This is a genomic window from Pseudomonas mediterranea CFBP 5447, assembly GCF_000774145.1.
Taxonomy (GTDB): Bacteria; Pseudomonadota; Gammaproteobacteria; order Pseudomonadales; family Pseudomonadaceae; genus Aquipseudomonas; species Aquipseudomonas mediterranea.
In genome coordinates this window covers 1-15,117 of the sequence record NZ_KN322986.1, presented here as the reverse complement: position 1 = coordinate 15,117, position 15,117 = coordinate 1, and the positions used below count along the sequence as shown (strand labels likewise).

The window sequence follows — 15,117 nt, the reverse complement described above, 5'->3', positions numbered from 1 at the left end:
TCCATGGATATCAAGACAGCCCTGGGGCGTATCGTTGGTCATCTCGACCTGAGCACCGACGAGATGCGCGACGTGATGCGCGAAATCATGACTGGACAGTGCACGGATGCGCAGATTGGCGCCTTCATGATGGCCATGCGCATGAAGAGCGAAAGCATCGACGAAATCGTTGGTGCGGTCTCGGTGATGCGCGAGCTGGCGGACAAGGTCGAACTCAAGACCCTGGACGGCGTGGTGGATGTGGTGGGCACTGGCGGTGACGGTGCGAATATCTTCAACGTGTCCACTGCCTCGGCCTTTGTCGTCGCGGCTGCCGGTTGCACGGTCGCCAAGCATGGCAATCGGGCGGTTTCGGGCAAGAGCGGCAGTGCCGACTTGCTGGAAGCGGCCGGCATCTACCTGAACCTGACGCCGGTCCAGGTAGCCCGCTGCATCGATAACGTGGGTATCGGCTTCATGTTTGCCCAGACCCATCACAGTGCCATGAAGCATGCCGCTGCACCGCGTCGGGACTTGGGCCTGCGTACCCTGTTCAACATGCTCGGCCCGCTTACGAATCCGGCCGGTGTGAAACATCAGGTGGTGGGCGTGTTCAGCCAGGCGTTGTGCCGGCCGTTGGCGGAGGTCTTGCAGCGCCTGGGCAGCAAGCACGTCCTGGTGGTCCATTCGAAAGACGGCCTGGACGAATTCAGCCTGGCGGCGCCGACTTTCGTGGCTGAACTTAAAAATGACCAGATCAGCGAATACTGGGTCGAACCTGAAGACCTGGGCATGAAGAGCCAGAGCCTGCACGGCCTGGCTGTGGATGGACCGGCCCAGTCGCTGGAGCTGATCCGTGATGCCCTGGGGCGCCGCAAGACCGAGAATGGCCAGAAGGCCGCGGAAATGATTGTGCTCAACGCCGGCGCTGCTTTGTACGCTGCCGACCATGCCAGCAGCCTCAAGCAAGGCGTGGAACTGGCCCATGATGCATTGCATACCGGCCTGGCTCGGGAGAAGCTTGAGGAGCTGGGTGCCTTTACTGCCGTATTCAAAGTGGAGAACGAAGGATGAGCGTGCCAACGGTTTTGGAGAAAATTCTGACTCGCAAGGCTGAGGAAGTGGCCGAGCGCAGGGCTCGGGTCAGTCTGGCCGAGCTGGAAAACCTGGCGCGTGCAGCGGACGCTCCCCGTGGCTTTGCCAACGCACTGATCGATCAGGCGAAGAAAAAGCAACCGGCCGTAATCGCCGAGATCAAGAAGGCTTCTCCCAGCAAGGGTGTGATCCGCGAGCATTTCGTACCGGCCGATATTGCCCGCAGCTACGAGAAGGGCGGTGCGACTTGCCTCTCGGTGCTCACCGATATCGACTTTTTCCAAGGCCACGACGACTACCTGAAGCAAGCGCGTGCGGCGTGCAGGCTGCCGGTGATCCGCAAGGATTTCATGGTCGATCCATATCAGATCGTGGAAGCTCGCGCCCTGGGTGCCGACTGCGTGCTGTTGATCGTTTCCGCGCTGGACGACGTGAAAATGGCCGAACTGGCCTCCGTCGCCAAGGATGTAGGGCTGGATGTGCTGGTGGAAGTGCATGATGGCGACGAGCTGGAGCGGGCCCTGAAAACCCTCGATACCAGGCTGGTCGGCGTGAACAACCGCAACCTGCACACCTTTGAAGTCAGCCTGGAAACCACCTTGGACCTGTTGCCGCGTATTCCGCGTGATCGCCTGGTCATCACCGAAAGTGGCATTCTCAATCGGGCCGATGTCGAGCTGATGGAAGTCAGCGACGTGTACTCGTTCCTGGTGGGCGAGGCGTTCATGCGGGCTGAAAGTCCAGGGACTGAATTGCAACGCCTGTTCTTCCCCGAGCGTGGTACTCCGGTGACGGGTTCGGCGCTGGATTGATCCGATGTCATCGGTGATTTCTCTTCGCGTCGAAGCTGGCCTGCAAGCCGAACAGGATTTGTTGGCCAGCGTCTGCGCTGGCGATGCCGAGTTTGGCCTGCTGTTCTGGCAGCCCAATGACCGTGCCCTGGTGATGCCGCGTCGCTTGAGTCGCCTGCCGGGGTTCGAACGCGCCTGCGAGGTTTCGGCTGCCAACGGCTGGCCTGTGCTGCTGCGCGAAACCGGTGGCGAACCGGTGCCGCAATCGGCGGCGACCGTCAATATCGCGCTGGTCTATGCGCCACCGCGCAGCGAAGGCGATCACGGCCGGATCGAAACGGCGTATCGCCGGTTGTGCGACCCGATCTGCCAGTTGCTCGAGGAATTGGGCGGTGCGGCTTCTCTGGGAGAGGTGGACGGAGCGTTTTGCGACGGGCGATTCAATGTCAATCTGGACGATCGGAAAATGGTCGGCACCGCTCAGCGCTGGCGCCAGAGCAAAGGCGGGCAACGCCCGGTGGGGCTGGTGCATGGAGCGTTGTTGCTGGAAAACGAACGCGACTCGATGGTCGCCGCGGTCAACCGCTTCAATGAGGCCTGCGGCCTGGAACAACGCGTACGTGCCGAGAGCCACATCGCCCTGCATGAGAGATTTCCGGCCCCCCACGCGCTGGAGCGGCTCGAGGGGCTTTATCGGGATCTACTCAGCGTGCTGGTCTAGCGCGTTCCGAACACCACCATGGTCTTGCCTTTGACGTTGACCAGGTTGCGCTCCTCCAGATCCTTGAGTACACGACCCACCATTTCCCTTGAGCAACCGACAATCCGACCGATTTCCTGCCGGGTGACCTTGATCTGCATGCCGTCGGGGTGCGTCATGGCATCGGGCTGCTTGCACAGTTCCAGCAGGCAGCGGGCGACGCGACCGGTCACATCGAAGAAGGCGAGGTCGCCCACCTTACGAGTGGTATTACGCAGGCGCTGTGCGATCTGCCCGCTAAGTACGTAGAGAATGTCGGGATCTTGCAGGGAGAGCTCTCTGAACTTGCTGTAGCTGATTTCCGCGACTTCACATTCGATCTTGCTCCGTACCCAGGCGCTGCGCTCCTGTTCCTTGCCCGCCTGTTCGAACAACCCCAACTCACCGAAGAAATCTCCGGAGTTGAGATACGCGATGATCATTTCCCGGCCGTCGTCATCCTCGATCAGGATGGTGACCGATCCCTTGATGATGAAAAACAGCGTTTCGGAACGGTCGCCTGCGCAAATGATGTTGTGTTTGGCTGGGTAACGACGACGCTGGCAATGCATCAAGAGCTTGTCGAGATTCTTGATCTTGAATGTGGGAGTAATGGCAACCATGGTTGTGTCCCGAAATACTGCGCGGTGTGTTGGTCTGGTTTTTTTTATGGGAGCGAGTGGCAAATCGCTACGAGCTGGCGATACGCCAGCGGTTGGGCGCCAGCTTAACAGAGGCACTCTCAATTGATTCGAGAATTTACCCGGATGGAGGTGGCCCAGGCGACTTACGGCAAGGGCTGTCATGCCGGGGCCCTGTGCTAAGCTGGCGACCCTTTTTTTAGACAGTGGAGTCTTGGCGATGAAGGCACGCATCCAATGGGCTGGCGAAGCCATGTTCCTCGGTGAGTCAGGCAGTGGTCATGTGGTCGTCATGGACGGCCCACCGGAAGCCGGTGGTCGGAACCTGGGTGTCCGGCCGATGGAAATGCTCCTGCTGGGCGTAGGAGGTTGCAGTAACTTCGACGTCGTCAGCATTCTCAAGAAGTCGCGCCAGGCGGTCGAAAGTTGTGAGGCCTTCCTGGAAGCGGAGCGCGCCACCGAAGATCCGAAAGTGTTCACCAAGATCCATATGCACTTCGTGGTAAAGGGCCGGGCCCTGAAGGAAGCCCAGGTCAAGCGTGCCATCGAGCTGTCCGCCGAGAAATATTGCTCGGCTTCGATCATGCTCGGCGCAGCCGGTGTTGAAATCACCCACGATTATGAAATCATCGAATTGGGTTGAATCGACATTCAACCATCATAAAAGCGGTGCAAGCTCTGGCGGTCAGAAGCTGACGTCTGCATAATGCGCCACTTTTTTCAGGGCAGTGGCCGGTCTCCTGACCGGTCGCTTGTCTGGACAGACAACCAAAATCGCCATCGCGAAGAGGTGTTAACCGTCCTACGCAGATGCGTCGTTCGCATCTGACGGGCATGCTTGATCACGCGGCCGGGCCGCAATACACAGAGAGTTTTCAAACGGTGAAAAGCAAACTCAAGCTCCATGGTTTCAACAACCTGACAAAGACCTTGAGCTTCAACATCTATGACATCTGCTATGCGGAAACCCCGCAAGACCAGCAGGCCTACGTCGAGTACATCAATAAAGAGTACAACGCCAAGCGCCTCACGCAGATCCTCACGGAAGTTGTCGATATCATTGGTGCCAACATCCTGAACATCGCCAGTCAGGACTATGAACCCCAAGGCGCCAGCGTGACCATTCTGATCTCGGAAGAGCCGGTGACACCGACCGACAGCCAGATCGAAGAGTCCCCGGGCCCATTGCCCGAAATCATCCTGGCCCACCTCGACAAGAGCCACATCACGGTACATACCTACCCGGAAATACACCCGGTGGACGGTATCGCGACGTTCCGTGTGGACATCGATGTTTCGACCTGTGGCGTCATTTCACCGCTCAAGGCGCTCAACTTCCTGATCCACCAGTTCGACTCGGACATCGTGACCGTGGATTACCGCGTGCGTGGCTTCACCCGCGACGTGGAAGGTCACAAGCACTTCATCGACCACGAGATCAATTCGATTCAGAACTACCTGTCCGAAGACACCCGTGACGCGTATCAGATGACCGACGTGAACGTGTATCAGGAAAACCTGTTCCACACCAAGATGCTGCTCAAGGACTTCGAACTGGACAACTATCTGTTCGGCGATGCCACCAGCAACCTGTCTGCTGAACAGCGTGACCAGGTGGAAGAGCGTGTGAAACATGAGATGCTGGAAATTTTCTACGCACGCAACATGCCGCGCTGAAATTTCAGGTACGAAAAAGGCGACATAAGTCGCCTTTTTTCATTCCCTGAAGCTCAGGGGCGTTTCTGTCAGATCCGATAAGTACTCTTGGTCATGACCTTCGCCAGGAGACTCATGCCGAATTTCACCGGGGCTGGAAAGCGGAAACCACCGGCCTCCAGGGCGCTTTCGGCATGATGCTCTTCATCTTCGCGCATCTGTTCCAGGATCGCCCGCGACTTTTCATCCTCCGCCGGCAATTGATCCAGGTGTTCATTCAGGTGTTTACACACCTGATGCTCGGTGGCGGCAACGAAACCGAGGCTGACCTTATCGCTGATCAGCCCGGCCACGGCGCCGATTCCGAATGACATCCCGTAGAACAGCGGATTCAGCACGCTGGTATGGCTGCCCAACTGGCGAATGCGTTGTTCGCACCAGACCAGATGGTCGACTTCTTCCTCGGCGGCATGCTCCATCGCCTCGCGTACCTTCGGCAGCTTTGCTGTCAGCGCCTGGCCTTGATAGAGCGCCTGGGCGCAGACTTCGCCGGTATGGTTGATACGCATCAGCCCGGCAACATGGCGGGTCTGCTCGTCACTCAGTTGTGCGTCCGGCTGCACGATGGCCGGTGATGGGCGATACGGTTGACCACTGAAGGGCAACAGCGTGCGCATCGCGGCATCGGCCTGCAACAGCAGGCGGTCAATCGGCGAGTAGTGACGTTGGGTAGTCATGCTTACCTCCGGAAAAATCATGGCGGCCAGTTTAACCCAATCGGCCGCTCAGGATTTGCGTTGGGTCAGGGTATCAACCCGGCGGCCAGTTCATCTGGCGCTGCCCGAGTACGTGCATATGAATGTGATAGACGGTCTGTCCACCGAGTTCATTGCAATTCATCACCACCCGGAAGCCGTCCTCGCAGCCTTGTTCCCTGGCGAGGCGCTGGGCTGTGAACAGGATATGTCCGGCCAGTCCCTTGTCTTCCTCGGTCAGGTCATTGAGGGTGCGAATCGGTTTTTTCGGAATGACCAGGAAATGCACTGGCGCCTGTGGGGCGATGTCGTGGAATGCCAGGACCTGGTCATCCTCGTAGATGATCTTTGCCGGGATTTCCCGGTTGATGATCTTGGTAAACAAAGTATCCACAGCTGTTTCTCCCTTTGGTTGTGGAAGTCGAGTGTACTGAAGGTTCGACGGGTGAGCCCGGGTTTCCATTCAAATTTCATTCAGCGTGGGCAGTACGCCTTGTTGATCAGGCCGGCGATGCTTCGCACCATCCAGCGCGAGCCTAGCCGCGGCAGCGCGGCGAGCCAGCGATTGCGGCGTCCGGGGATGATGATTGCTCGGTTTCTGTCGAGCGCACGCACGGCATACAGCGCCACCTCTTCCGGGCTCATCAACAGGTTACCGTCCTTGAGTTTCTGTTCGTCGAGATGGGCCTTGGCGAAAAAATCGGTCTGGGTCGGACCCGGGCAAAGGACCGACACCTTGATCGCGCATTTCTTCAGCTCGACTCGCAGTGCTTCGGAGAAGTGCAGCACATAGGCCTTGCTGGCGTAATAGGTGCTCATCCAGGGGCCCGGTTGGAAAGCGGCAATCGAGGCGACGTTCAGGATCTGCCCGCCGCCATGCAATGCCATGCTATTACCAACGGCGTGACAGAGACGTGTCAGGGCGAGGATGTTGACTTCGATCAGGTCCTGCTCGGTCATCCAGTCCTGGCCGAGGAACGGGCCGCAGGTACCCATCCCGGCGCAGTTGACCAGCAGATCGATCTGGCGCTCGCTTTCCTCCAGTTCCAGCAGGAAACCTGAAAGCCGTAGCGGCTCCCCCAGGTCGCAGGCCCGGAAAAGCACTTCAACGCCAAACCGCTGGGTCAGTTCTATTGCAATACTTTCCAACCGATCGCGCTGTCGAGCCACCAGCAGCAGATTGCGGCCGCGCCTGGCCAAGGCTTCGGCCATGGCCAGGCCGATGCCGCTGGAGGCACCGGTGATCAGGGCGTAACGGGTCATGCAGTTCTCCATCACAACGGCCCGTCGCCTGTGGACTTTACTGTCACCGGAACGAAGGGCGCTTACTGTTCCTCGGAGTCTACAGAAGGTGCCTCTGCCTCGGCAGGTTCTTCGGCTGGTTCAGCGACATCTTCATCCGTGGATTCGCTGCTTTCGTAGCTGCTCAGCGAGCTGGTGTCGTAATCCTGCTCGATGGCGCTGAAGACGCCAGCCACTGTGGCGAAGATGATCAGTACGATCATGACGAGCCAGAGCGACGCGAGTACCTTGACCCCGGTGTTGTTACGTGGCGGTGGCGGACCATAGCGGTTGGCGCCTTCATTGCCGGGAGCAAAAATGAGCACGAACGGAAAGACGCTGCCCACGAATGGGATGAGGTTCAGCAGCCACAGCCAGCCGGACCAGCCAAGGTCATGCAGACGTTGAACGTTGAATTGAATGCTGACGTAGGCAAAGCCGAGGAATACCACCGTTGCCAGCAAACCGCCGACGATCATTGCCGCTATCGAGCCGGAGGTAAAGATCCATGCGGCCCCGAGTGCGAATGCCGCGCCGACCACCAGCATCATGACCAGGGTCAGGGCCATGGTCCACGCAAGGTATCGCAGGCGTCCGATGCGCCCATCGAAGCTGAACGGCTTGAGCGTGGCGTACTCGGCAACGGCGTCGCCGACATGTGCCCGAGGTGGCGCATACGGGGAGGCCGGTTCAATGAGCGATTCAGGATGACGCGCGGTCATTGGCGGTGACGACTGCTGCACTTCGTCGAGATTCAGCTGGAGGGCTGGCTCGGCTTCGATGCGTGCGTCGATCCCACTCTGGTTGAGGGCTTCCAGGTACTTCTGCGCCTCGGTCTGGGACAAGTTGCTTTTCAGGGCTACCTTGTGTCCGCCGAACAGTCGCTCGATGGCGCTGATGTCGCTCCTGAACAGATTGGCGAGGTTGAGTTTGGCTGTGGCTGCATCGACGCCCGGTAGTAGGGTTCCGTCGAATACGATGTTGAAACGGGTTTCGCTCATGACGGGCATCCTTGTCATTGAAAGTTTGATATTTGTTGTTGATCAGGCAAGTGTCAGCGGGGCCATCGGCCGCCAAGCTGTACCGCTCGGGCCTGGGCCTCACTGTATTCTTCATCCAGGCGCGCCACCAACTGGTCGACGCTTGGCAAATCACTGATTTCCCCAACGCCCTGACCTGCGGACCAGACGGTTTTCCAGGCTTTGGCTTCATCGTTCAATGGTTTGAGTTTCGAAGCGGAAGCCGCGTCACTTTTGCCTTGCAGGGCGGCCAGGTCAAAACCTGCGTTTTCCAGGCTTTGGCGCATGAAACTCGCCGGCACACCGGACACGGCAGGAGTATGCACGATGTCTGCGGCTCGGGATGTGAGCAACATCTCTTTATAGGCGTCAGGCGCGTGACTTTCAGTCGTACCGATAAAGCGTGTTCCCAGGTAGGCCAAATCGGCGCCGAGCATCTGCGCAGCCAGAATCTGATGGCCGTGGTTCAGGCATCCCGCAAGCAGCACGGTCTTGTCGAAGAACTGGCGGATTTCGGCGACCAGCGAAAAAGGGCTCCAGGTCCCGGCATGTCCGCCTGCACCGGCGGCCACGGCGATCAGGCCGTCGACACCGGCTTCGGCGGCTTTCTCGGCATGACGACGTGTGGTCACGTCGTGGAAGACCAGACCCCCATAGCCGTGGACGGCATCGACCAGCTCCTTGACGGCGCCGAGGCTGGTGATGACGATCGGCACCTTGTGCTCGATGCAGATGGCCAGGTCGGCCTGGAGCCTTGGATTGCTTTGATGAACGATCAGGTTGACGGCATAGGGCGCCGGGTTCTCCATGTTCGCCAGGCCCGCTTCGATTTCTTCCAGCCAAGTCTTGAAACCGCTGCTTTCGCGCTGGTTCAGTGCGGGGAAACTGCCGACGATGCCGTTACGACAGCAAGCCAGCACCAACTGTGGATTGGAGATCAGGAACATCGGTGCCGCCACGACGGGCAGGCGCAAGCGTTGTTCAAGCAATGCGGGTAGCGACATTGGAATTGCCCCGGATGAAGAGTGCCGATTGGAGGTTAGAACGGTCGGACGACCACCAGGATGACGATAGCCAGCAGTATCAATACTGGTACTTCGTTGAACCAGCGATAAAAGACATGGCTGCGGGTGTTTTCACCGCGAGCGAAGCGTTTCACCTGGGCTCCGCACATGTGGTGATAACCGATCAGCAGCACCACCAGGGTCAGCTTTGCATGCATCCAGGCGCTTTGGCCGAAATAGGCCCCGGCGTTGAGACTGAGCAGCCAGATGCCAAACACCAGGGTGGCAATCATCGCCGGCCCCATGATGCCGCGATACAACTTGCGTTCCATGATGCTGAAGCGTTCCTTGCTGACGCTGTCCTCGCTTTGAGCGTGATAGACGAACAGGCGAGGCAGATAGAACAGGCCAGCGAACCAGCAGACCATGCTGACAATGTGAAGTGCTTTGAGCCACAGATAGAGCATTTTTGGTGATTCCCAATTTACGGTAGTTCGATAGTAGTCATTCATGCGGCCACACGTCACCTTGGCGGTTGTCGGCAAGCCGCGCGGCCCCTATCATCGACGGCTTTCCAGTGGGTTCGTTGAGGGCAGGTTTATGGTCAAGGTCGGTATCGTCGGCGGCACGGGTTACACCGGTGTCGAACTGCTGCGTCTGTTGGCACAGCATCCGCAAGCTGAGGTGGTGGTCATTACCTCCCGATCCGAGGCCGGTCTGGCCGTTGCCGACATGTATCCGAACCTGCGAGGCCATTACGATGGCCTGGCGTTCAGCGTTCCAGACATCAAGACCCTGGGGGCCTGCGACGTGGTGTTCTTCGCTACGCCGCATGGTGTCGCCCACGCCCTGGCGGGTGAACTGCTGGCCGCCGGGACCAAGGTCATCGACCTGTCGGCGGACTTCCGCCTGCAGGACGCGGATGAATGGGCCAAATGGTATGGGCAACCTCACGGTGCCCCAGAGCTGCTGGACGAGGCGGTCTATGGGCTGCCGGAAGTCAACCGCGAGAAAATCCGGCAGGCACGGCTGATTGCGGTACCGGGTTGTTATCCAACCGCTACGCAGTTGGGCTTCCTGCCGTTGCTCGAGGCCGGCCTTGCCGATGCCTCGCGGCTGATCGCCGATTGCAAATCCGGTGTCAGTGGTGCCGGTCGCGGTGCCAGCGTCGGTTCCTTGTACTCCGAGACATCGGAAAGCATGAAAGCCTACGCCGTCAAAGGTCACCGTCATCTGCCGGAAATTCGCCAGGGCCTGCGCCGGGCGGCGGGCAAGGACGTCGGCCTGACGTTCGTGCCGCATCTGACGCCCATGATCCGCGGCATCCACTCCACGCTGTACGCAACCGTTGCAGATCGCTCCGTGGACCTGCAGGCGCTGTTCGAGAAGCGTTATGCCGACGAACCGTTCGTCGACGTCATGCCCGCTGGCAGCCACCCGGAAACGCGCAGTGTACGGGGGGCAAATGTCTGCCGGATTGCGGTGCACCGTCCGCAGGACGGCGATCTGGTCGTGGTGCTGTCGGTCATCGATAACCTGGTCAAGGGCGCGTCCGGTCAGGCGGTGCAGAATCTGAACATTCTGTTCGGCCTGGATGAGCGGCTGGGCTTGTCCCATGCGGGGATGTTGCCTTGACAACAGCCGTGGGCGGCAAGCGCGAAGCTTGCCGCTGCTCTTGTAATAGTTGACCAATTTTCTAGGAGAAGCGGATAATGCCCGCCATTAGGCATTATGGCGGCGTCAGCGCCGGGAGATATTCAGCATGAGCGTCGAAACCTTCACTCCCACAGCTTTGCAATTCACCCACGGTGCCGCGCACAAGGTGAAGAGCCTCGTCGATGAAGAGGGAAATGATCGTTTGAAGCTGCGCGTCTTCGTGACGGGCGGCGGTTGTTCGGGTTTTCAGTACGGCTTCACGTTCGATGAAGAAGTGGCCGAAGATGACACCATCGTCGAGCGCGAAGGCGTCAGTCTGGTGGTCGATCCAATGAGCTTTCAGTATTTGGCCGGTGCCGAAGTGGACTACCAGGAAGGTCTGGAAGGTTCACGTTTCGTGATCAAGAATCCGAACGCTACTACCACTTGTGGTTGCGGTTCTTCGTTCTCGATCTGATCCGCCGACAGCTTCAGCAAAAACGCCGCAGTGCCTTAGGGCTCTGCGGCGTTTTGCTGTCCAGAGATCAACCTGCGGGATCAAGCGGGGTAGATGGCGCCGAGTACACGTAAGCCGCGCGCGCCCGTAACGCTTGGGCGATTTGCGGGAATATTTTCCAGACAGCAATGCGCAAGCCACGCGAAGGCCATGGCTTCGACCCAATCCGGGTCTACACCATAAACAGCCGTGCTGCTGACCTTGGTGTCCGGCAGGAGATCGGCCAGGCGCTTCATCAGTGTGCGGTTATGCACGCCGCCACCGCAGACCAGCAACTCATCCGTATCCGGTTGGGCACTTTGCAATGATTCGACGATGGTCAATGCCGTCAGTTCAAGCAACGTAGCCTGTACGTCTTCGGCAGCAAAAACGGGCAAATTCGACAGATGCCGGGTCAGCCAGGGCAGGTTGAACACTTCCCGTCCGGTGCTTTTGGGGCCCTTGGTCAGGAAGAAAGGGTCGCTGAGCAGGGCCTTGAGCAGCGTTGGTTCCACCTTGCCGCTCGCTGCCCACTGGCCGTCGCGATCAAAATGCTCCTGGCGCTGTTGATGAATCCAGGCGTCCAGCAGTACGTTGCCCGGGCCGCAATCGAAACCGGCCACGGGTTTTTCAGGTTCTATCAGGCTGAGATTGCTGAAGCCGCCGACATTCAACACGGCACGGTGGCCGGTCCGCCCTTCAAACAGGGCTTCGTGAAAGGCGGGGACCAGCGGTGCGCCTTGTCCGCCGGCGGCGACGTCGCGGCTGCGGAAATCGCTGACGACGGTAATGCCGGTCAGCTCGCTCAGCAGTGCGGGATTGCCGATCTGCACGGTGAAGCCGCGTGCTGGTTCATGACGGATGGTCTGGCCATGGCTGCCAACCGCCCTGACATCCTCCGGCTTGAGCTTCTGGCTATCGAGCAGGGCATTAATGCCTTGTGCCGCCAATCGTACCCAGTTCTGCTGGGCAATGGCGGAGCGGGCGATTTCGTCGGGTCCGCTGCTGCACAAGCCAAATAGCTCGGTGCGCAGCGCGTCGGGCATGGGAATGTAATGCGTGGCGACCAGTCTGATCGCCGGGGTCAGTTCTACCAGCGCGATGTCCAGGCCATCCAGGCTGGTTCCGGACATCACACCCATATAGAGCGCCATGGCTTAGCGTTTGCTCGAGGCGAGCAGCGTGGCTTTCTCTTGATCCATGCGAGCCATCAGGGGCTGGCTTTGCGCCAGGAAACGCGCGCGCTCGGACTTGGCGATCGGGTCCGCCATCGGCAGTTTCTGGCCGAGTGGATCGACGTGAACGCCGTTGACCTGGAATTCGTAGTGAAGGTGCGGACCGGTGGACAGGCCGGTAGTACCGATATAGCCGATCACCTGGCCTTGCTTGACGGTGCCGCCCGTCTTCACGCCTTTGGCGAAGCCCTGCATATGGCCGTACAAGGTGCGATAGGTATTGCCGTGCTGGATGATCACCGTGTTGCCATAACCGCCACGACGTCCGGCCAGCAGTACCTTGCCGTCGCCGGCGGCCTTGATGGGCGTGCCTCGTGGGGCGGCATAGTCGACGCCTTTATGGGCGCGGATCTTGTTCAGGATCGGGTGTTTACGGCCTGCGGAGAACTTCGAGCTGATGCGGGCGAAGTCAACCGGTGTGCGGATGAAGGCCTTGCGCATGCTGTTGCCGTCGGCGGTGTAGTAACTGCTGTTGCCTTGTTTGTTGGTATAGCGCACTGCCGTGTAGGTCTTGCCCCGGTTGGTGAAGCGCGCGGAAAGGATCGGACCGTTGCCAACGCTCTTTCCATTGACCACTTTCTGTTCGTAGATGACATCGAACTCGTCGCCCTGGCGAATATCCTGGGCGAAGTCGATGTCGTAGCCAAAAACACTGGCCATGTCCATTGTCAGGCTATGGGAAAGGCCGGCACGTGCGGCCGATTGCGACAGCGAACTGTTGATCACGCCATGGACGTACGCTGAGCGTATGGTTGGCTTGGCAGTCACGCGGTTGAATACATAACCCTTGTCATTCTTGGTCAGGGTGATGCTTTCCAGGTCGCTCAGCTTGGTGTGCAGGCTGGTCAGTTGCCCTTCCGGGTTGAGTTCGAATTCGAGCTTCTGGCCGTGTTTCAACTGGGTGAACTGCTTGGCTTGCTTGTCGCTGTCCAGCACTTCATGGACGGATGCGGCGGGCAGGCCAACCTTCTCGAAGAGGGTAGACAGGGTGTCGCCCTTGGCCACGATCACCTCGCGGTGTCCCGGCTCTTTCTTCTCTTCCACGGCCGGAGGCTGTGCCTGGGCGGCCTCGGTGGTGTCTTCGGCGCCATCGTCTATCTGCGCGAAAGGAGAGGCAGCCGGTTCGTTTGTGGCTTGAACGGCTTCGGCAGCGTCTTGTTCTTGTGTCAGCTGTTCAGCAGGGCTTTCCAGTTCAAGACTCAGAGTCGTCTTTTTGGCTTCAACATCGCTGGAAGGAAACACCAGGAGCGCCAGGCTAAGGAGGGCTGCGATGCCGCTTGCGGCAAGCAGGTGGGTCTTTGGGTAAAGCGGCGGCGCTTTAGACGGTTCTGTGGTCATAAGTAATTTGGCTTTTGAAATATGAATTGGAAAAGATGAATGACATGATGAAGATGAAATAACTGTATAAAATATAACCAAATCCCCTGCGAAGCAAGCCCGGACGCGCTCTGCTTGCGGATTGGCGTCCGCGCGCCGGGCAAGCCTTGTATTTGGTGCGCGATCTTGTATGGTTGGGGCCCTTTGAATCTGAGCCTTGCGGGTCTGTTATGAAGTCGGTTGAAGAGCAGCTAGCGCTGATCAAACGTGGTGCGGAAGAACTGTTGGTCGAGTCCGAGCTGATCGAGAAGCTCAAGCGCGGGCAGCCGCTGCGTATCAAGGCTGGTTTCGATCCGACGGCGCCCGATCTGCACCTGGGCCATACCGTGCTTATTAACAAGCTGCGTCAGTTCCAGGATCTGGGGCATCAGGTCATCTTCCTCATAGGTGACTTCACCGGGATGATCGGTGATCCGAGCGGGAAGAGCGCAACGCGTCCGCCGCTGACTCGCGAGCAGGTGCTCGATAACGCCGAGACCTACAAGGCTCAGGTATTCAAGATTCTCGATCCGGCCAAGACCGAAGTGGCTTTCAACTCCACCTGGATGGATCAGATGGGGCCGGCGGATTTCATCCGCCTGACGTCCCAGTACACCGTGGCTCGCATGCTCGAGCGCGATGACTTCGATAAGCGCTACACAACCAATCAGCCGATCGCCATCCATGAGTTTCTCTACCCGCTGGTGCAGGGTTATGACTCGGTCGCATTACGCGCGGACGTTGAGCTCGGCGGCACGGATCAGAAGTTCAATCTGCTGATGGGGCGTGAGCTGCAGCGTGGTTATGGCCAGGAAGCTCAGTGCATCTTGACCATGCCGTTGCTGGAGGGTCTGGATGGTGTGAAGAAGATGTCCAAGTCGTTGGGCAACTACGTTGGCATCCAGGAAGCACCGGGAGTCATGTACGGCAAGCTGGTTTCCATCCCTGATGCGTTGATGTGGCGTTATTTCGAGCTGTTGAGCTTCCGCTCCATGGATGAGATCAATGCGTTCCGTGCAGATGTCGAGGCGGGGGCCAACCCGCGGGATATCAAGATAAAACTTGCTGAGGAGATCGTTGCTCGCTTCCATGGCGAAGAGGCTGCGGCCAATGCCCACCGTGCGGCGGGTAATCGGATGAAGGATGGCGAGCTTCCGGATGATCTGCCGGAGATCGAGCTGTCCGCTACCGAGTCCATGCCGATTGCCGCAGTCCTTAATAAGGCGGGGCTGGTCAAGAATGCGGCAGTGGCGCGAGATCTCCTGGGTTCGGGTGGGGTTCGTATAGATGGCGAGGTTGTGGATCGCACCTATATATATGAGCTGGGTTCTACCCATGTATGCCAGGCCGGTAAGAAGGCCTTTGCGCGTATCACGCTGAAATCCGAATAAGACTGCAAATAGGTGTTGACGGCAGATTCTGAGTCTCTATAATT

The 15,117-nt window shown here is 58.8% G+C and carries 17 protein-coding genes; 8 read left to right on the top strand and 9 right to left on the bottom strand.

Annotation, left to right across the window (positions count from 1 at the left end; all coding sequences use genetic code 11):
• Nucleotides 1–3: 3 nt before the first annotated feature.
• From trpD to N005_RS16950, 3 genes are read left to right on the top strand one after another with little or no spacing between them, the layout of a single operon-like run.
• On the top strand, nucleotides 4–1,053 hold the full coding sequence (gene trpD, locus N005_RS16960; RefSeq protein ID WP_047702270.1) for an anthranilate phosphoribosyltransferase: 1,050 nt from the start codon (nucleotides 4–6) through the stop codon (nucleotides 1,051–1,053).
• Nucleotides 1,050–1,886 carry an indole-3-glycerol phosphate synthase TrpC gene (trpC, locus tag N005_RS16955; RefSeq protein ID WP_047702269.1) on the top strand — a complete coding sequence of 279 codons (837 nt, stop codon included), beginning with the start codon at nucleotides 1,050–1,052 and terminating at the stop codon, nucleotides 1,884–1,886. Before trpD ends, trpC begins: the two co-directional genes overlap by 4 nt.
• Nucleotides 1,887–1,890: 4 nt before the next feature.
• Nucleotides 1,891–2,586, top strand: coding sequence for a lipoate--protein ligase family protein (locus N005_RS16950; RefSeq protein WP_047702268.1), 696 nt, complete (start codon nucleotides 1,891–1,893; stop codon nucleotides 2,584–2,586).
• Here N005_RS16950 and crp read toward each other — a convergent pair.
• Nucleotides 2,583–3,227: a cAMP-activated global transcriptional regulator CRP gene (crp, locus tag N005_RS16945; protein WP_024777435.1), complete on the bottom strand. Its 645-nt coding sequence runs from the start codon at nucleotides 3,225–3,227 to the stop codon at nucleotides 2,583–2,585. The genes N005_RS16950 and crp overlap by 4 nt on opposite strands.
• 238 nt (nucleotides 3,228–3,465) lie before the next feature.
• Here crp and N005_RS16940 point away from each other — a divergent pair, with 238 nt between their 5' ends.
• Nucleotides 3,466–3,888, top strand: coding sequence for an OsmC family protein (locus N005_RS16940; protein ID WP_003206127.1), 423 nt, complete (start codon nucleotides 3,466–3,468; stop codon nucleotides 3,886–3,888).
• Between the two features lie 239 nt (nucleotides 3,889–4,127).
• A complete protein-coding gene (gene speD / locus N005_RS16935; RefSeq protein ID WP_024777437.1) occupies nucleotides 4,128–4,922 on the top strand; it encodes an adenosylmethionine decarboxylase in 795 nt (264 codons plus the stop codon).
• 68 nt (nucleotides 4,923–4,990) lie between these two features.
• Here speD and coq7 read toward each other — a convergent pair whose 3' ends face one another.
• The 6 genes from coq7 to hemJ all read right to left on the bottom strand — a co-directional run bounded on the left by coq7 (nucleotide 4,991) and on the right by hemJ (nucleotide 9,427).
• The gene (coq7, locus tag N005_RS16930) at nucleotides 4,991–5,638 is read right to left on the bottom strand and encodes a 2-polyprenyl-3-methyl-6-methoxy-1,4-benzoquinone monooxygenase (RefSeq protein ID WP_047702267.1); all 648 of its coding nucleotides are present in this window, start codon (nucleotides 5,636–5,638) and stop codon (nucleotides 4,991–4,993) included.
• A 73-nt stretch (nucleotides 5,639–5,711) separates the two neighbouring features.
• Nucleotides 5,712–6,050, bottom strand: coding sequence for a histidine triad nucleotide-binding protein (locus N005_RS16925; protein WP_047702266.1), 339 nt, complete (start codon nucleotides 6,048–6,050; stop codon nucleotides 5,712–5,714).
• Nucleotides 6,051–6,130: 80 nt separating this feature from the next.
• Entirely contained in the window at nucleotides 6,131–6,919 is a 789-nt protein-coding gene (locus N005_RS16920) for an SDR family NAD(P)-dependent oxidoreductase (protein WP_047702265.1), read from the bottom strand.
• Between the two features lie 62 nt (nucleotides 6,920–6,981).
• Nucleotides 6,982–7,938: a DUF805 domain-containing protein gene (locus tag N005_RS16915; RefSeq protein WP_047702264.1), complete on the bottom strand. Its 957-nt coding sequence runs from the start codon at nucleotides 7,936–7,938 to the stop codon at nucleotides 6,982–6,984.
• A 53-nt stretch (nucleotides 7,939–7,991) separates the two neighbouring features.
• Nucleotides 7,992–8,960 carry an NAD(P)H-dependent flavin oxidoreductase gene (locus N005_RS16910; RefSeq protein ID WP_047702263.1) on the bottom strand — a complete coding sequence of 323 codons (969 nt, stop codon included), beginning with the start codon at nucleotides 8,958–8,960 and terminating at the stop codon, nucleotides 7,992–7,994.
• 35 nt (nucleotides 8,961–8,995) lie between these two features.
• The gene (gene hemJ, locus N005_RS16905) at nucleotides 8,996–9,427 is read right to left on the bottom strand and encodes a protoporphyrinogen oxidase HemJ (RefSeq protein ID WP_047702262.1); all 432 of its coding nucleotides are present in this window, start codon (nucleotides 9,425–9,427) and stop codon (nucleotides 8,996–8,998) included.
• Between the two features lie 133 nt (nucleotides 9,428–9,560).
• Between hemJ and argC the strand changes: the two genes are divergently transcribed.
• Both argC and erpA read left to right on the top strand, forming a co-directional pair.
• A complete protein-coding gene (gene argC, locus N005_RS16900) occupies nucleotides 9,561–10,595 on the top strand; it encodes an N-acetyl-gamma-glutamyl-phosphate reductase (RefSeq protein ID WP_047702261.1) in 1,035 nt (344 codons plus the stop codon).
• Between the two features lie 127 nt (nucleotides 10,596–10,722).
• Nucleotides 10,723–11,073, top strand: coding sequence for an iron-sulfur cluster insertion protein ErpA (erpA, locus tag N005_RS16895; protein ID WP_003177727.1), 351 nt, complete (start codon nucleotides 10,723–10,725; stop codon nucleotides 11,071–11,073).
• A gap of 80 nt (nucleotides 11,074–11,153) precedes the next feature.
• On the opposite strand, the gene N005_RS16890 is transcribed toward erpA, so the two are convergent.
• Together N005_RS16890 and N005_RS16885 are read right to left on the bottom strand one after the other, a co-directional pair.
• Nucleotides 11,154–12,245 carry an anhydro-N-acetylmuramic acid kinase gene (locus N005_RS16890; protein ID WP_047702260.1) on the bottom strand — a complete coding sequence of 364 codons (1,092 nt, stop codon included), beginning with the start codon at nucleotides 12,243–12,245 and terminating at the stop codon, nucleotides 11,154–11,156.
• A gap of 3 nt (nucleotides 12,246–12,248) precedes the next feature.
• Nucleotides 12,249–13,664, bottom strand: a complete 1,416-nt coding sequence (locus N005_RS16885; RefSeq protein ID WP_047702259.1) for a peptidoglycan DD-metalloendopeptidase family protein — start codon at nucleotides 13,662–13,664, stop codon at nucleotides 12,249–12,251.
• A gap of 209 nt (nucleotides 13,665–13,873) precedes the next feature.
• On the opposite strand from N005_RS16885, the gene tyrS reads away from it, so the two are divergent.
• Entirely contained in the window at nucleotides 13,874–15,073 is a 1,200-nt protein-coding gene (gene tyrS / locus N005_RS16880) for a tyrosine--tRNA ligase (RefSeq protein ID WP_047702258.1), read from the top strand.
• Nucleotides 15,074–15,117: the final 44 nt, after the last annotated feature.

Coding starts and splice junctions, on each gene's coding strand:
- erpA (WP_003177727.1), top strand. CDS start 10,723: ATGAGCGTCGAAACCTTCACTCCCACAGCTTTGCAATTCACCCACGGT.
- argC (WP_047702261.1), top strand. CDS start 9,561: ATGGTCAAGGTCGGTATCGTCGGCGGCACGGGTTACACCGGTGTCGAA.
- coq7 (WP_047702267.1), bottom strand. CDS start 5,638: ATGACTACCCAACGTCACTACTCGCCGATTGACCGCCTGCTGTTGCAG.
- N005_RS16940 (WP_003206127.1), top strand. CDS start 3,466: ATGAAGGCACGCATCCAATGGGCTGGCGAAGCCATGTTCCTCGGTGAG.
- N005_RS16915 (WP_047702264.1), bottom strand. CDS start 7,938: ATGAGCGAAACCCGTTTCAACATCGTATTCGACGGAACCCTACTACCG.
- N005_RS16910 (WP_047702263.1), bottom strand. CDS start 8,960: ATGTCGCTACCCGCATTGCTTGAACAACGCTTGCGCCTGCCCGTCGTG.
- hemJ (WP_047702262.1), bottom strand. CDS start 9,427: ATGCTCTATCTGTGGCTCAAAGCACTTCACATTGTCAGCATGGTCTGC.
- crp (WP_024777435.1), bottom strand. CDS start 3,227: ATGGTTGCCATTACTCCCACATTCAAGATCAAGAATCTCGACAAGCTC.
- N005_RS16885 (WP_047702259.1), bottom strand. CDS start 13,664: ATGACCACAGAACCGTCTAAAGCGCCGCCGCTTTACCCAAAGACCCAC.
- N005_RS16890 (WP_047702260.1), bottom strand. CDS start 12,245: ATGGCGCTCTATATGGGTGTGATGTCCGGAACCAGCCTGGATGGCCTG.
- N005_RS16950 (WP_047702268.1), top strand. CDS start 1,891: ATGTCATCGGTGATTTCTCTTCGCGTCGAAGCTGGCCTGCAAGCCGAA.
- trpD (WP_047702270.1), top strand. CDS start 4: ATGGATATCAAGACAGCCCTGGGGCGTATCGTTGGTCATCTCGACCTG.
- trpC (WP_047702269.1), top strand. CDS start 1,050: ATGAGCGTGCCAACGGTTTTGGAGAAAATTCTGACTCGCAAGGCTGAG.
- N005_RS16920 (WP_047702265.1), bottom strand. CDS start 6,919: ATGACCCGTTACGCCCTGATCACCGGTGCCTCCAGCGGCATCGGCCTG.
- tyrS (WP_047702258.1), top strand. CDS start 13,874: ATGAAGTCGGTTGAAGAGCAGCTAGCGCTGATCAAACGTGGTGCGGAA.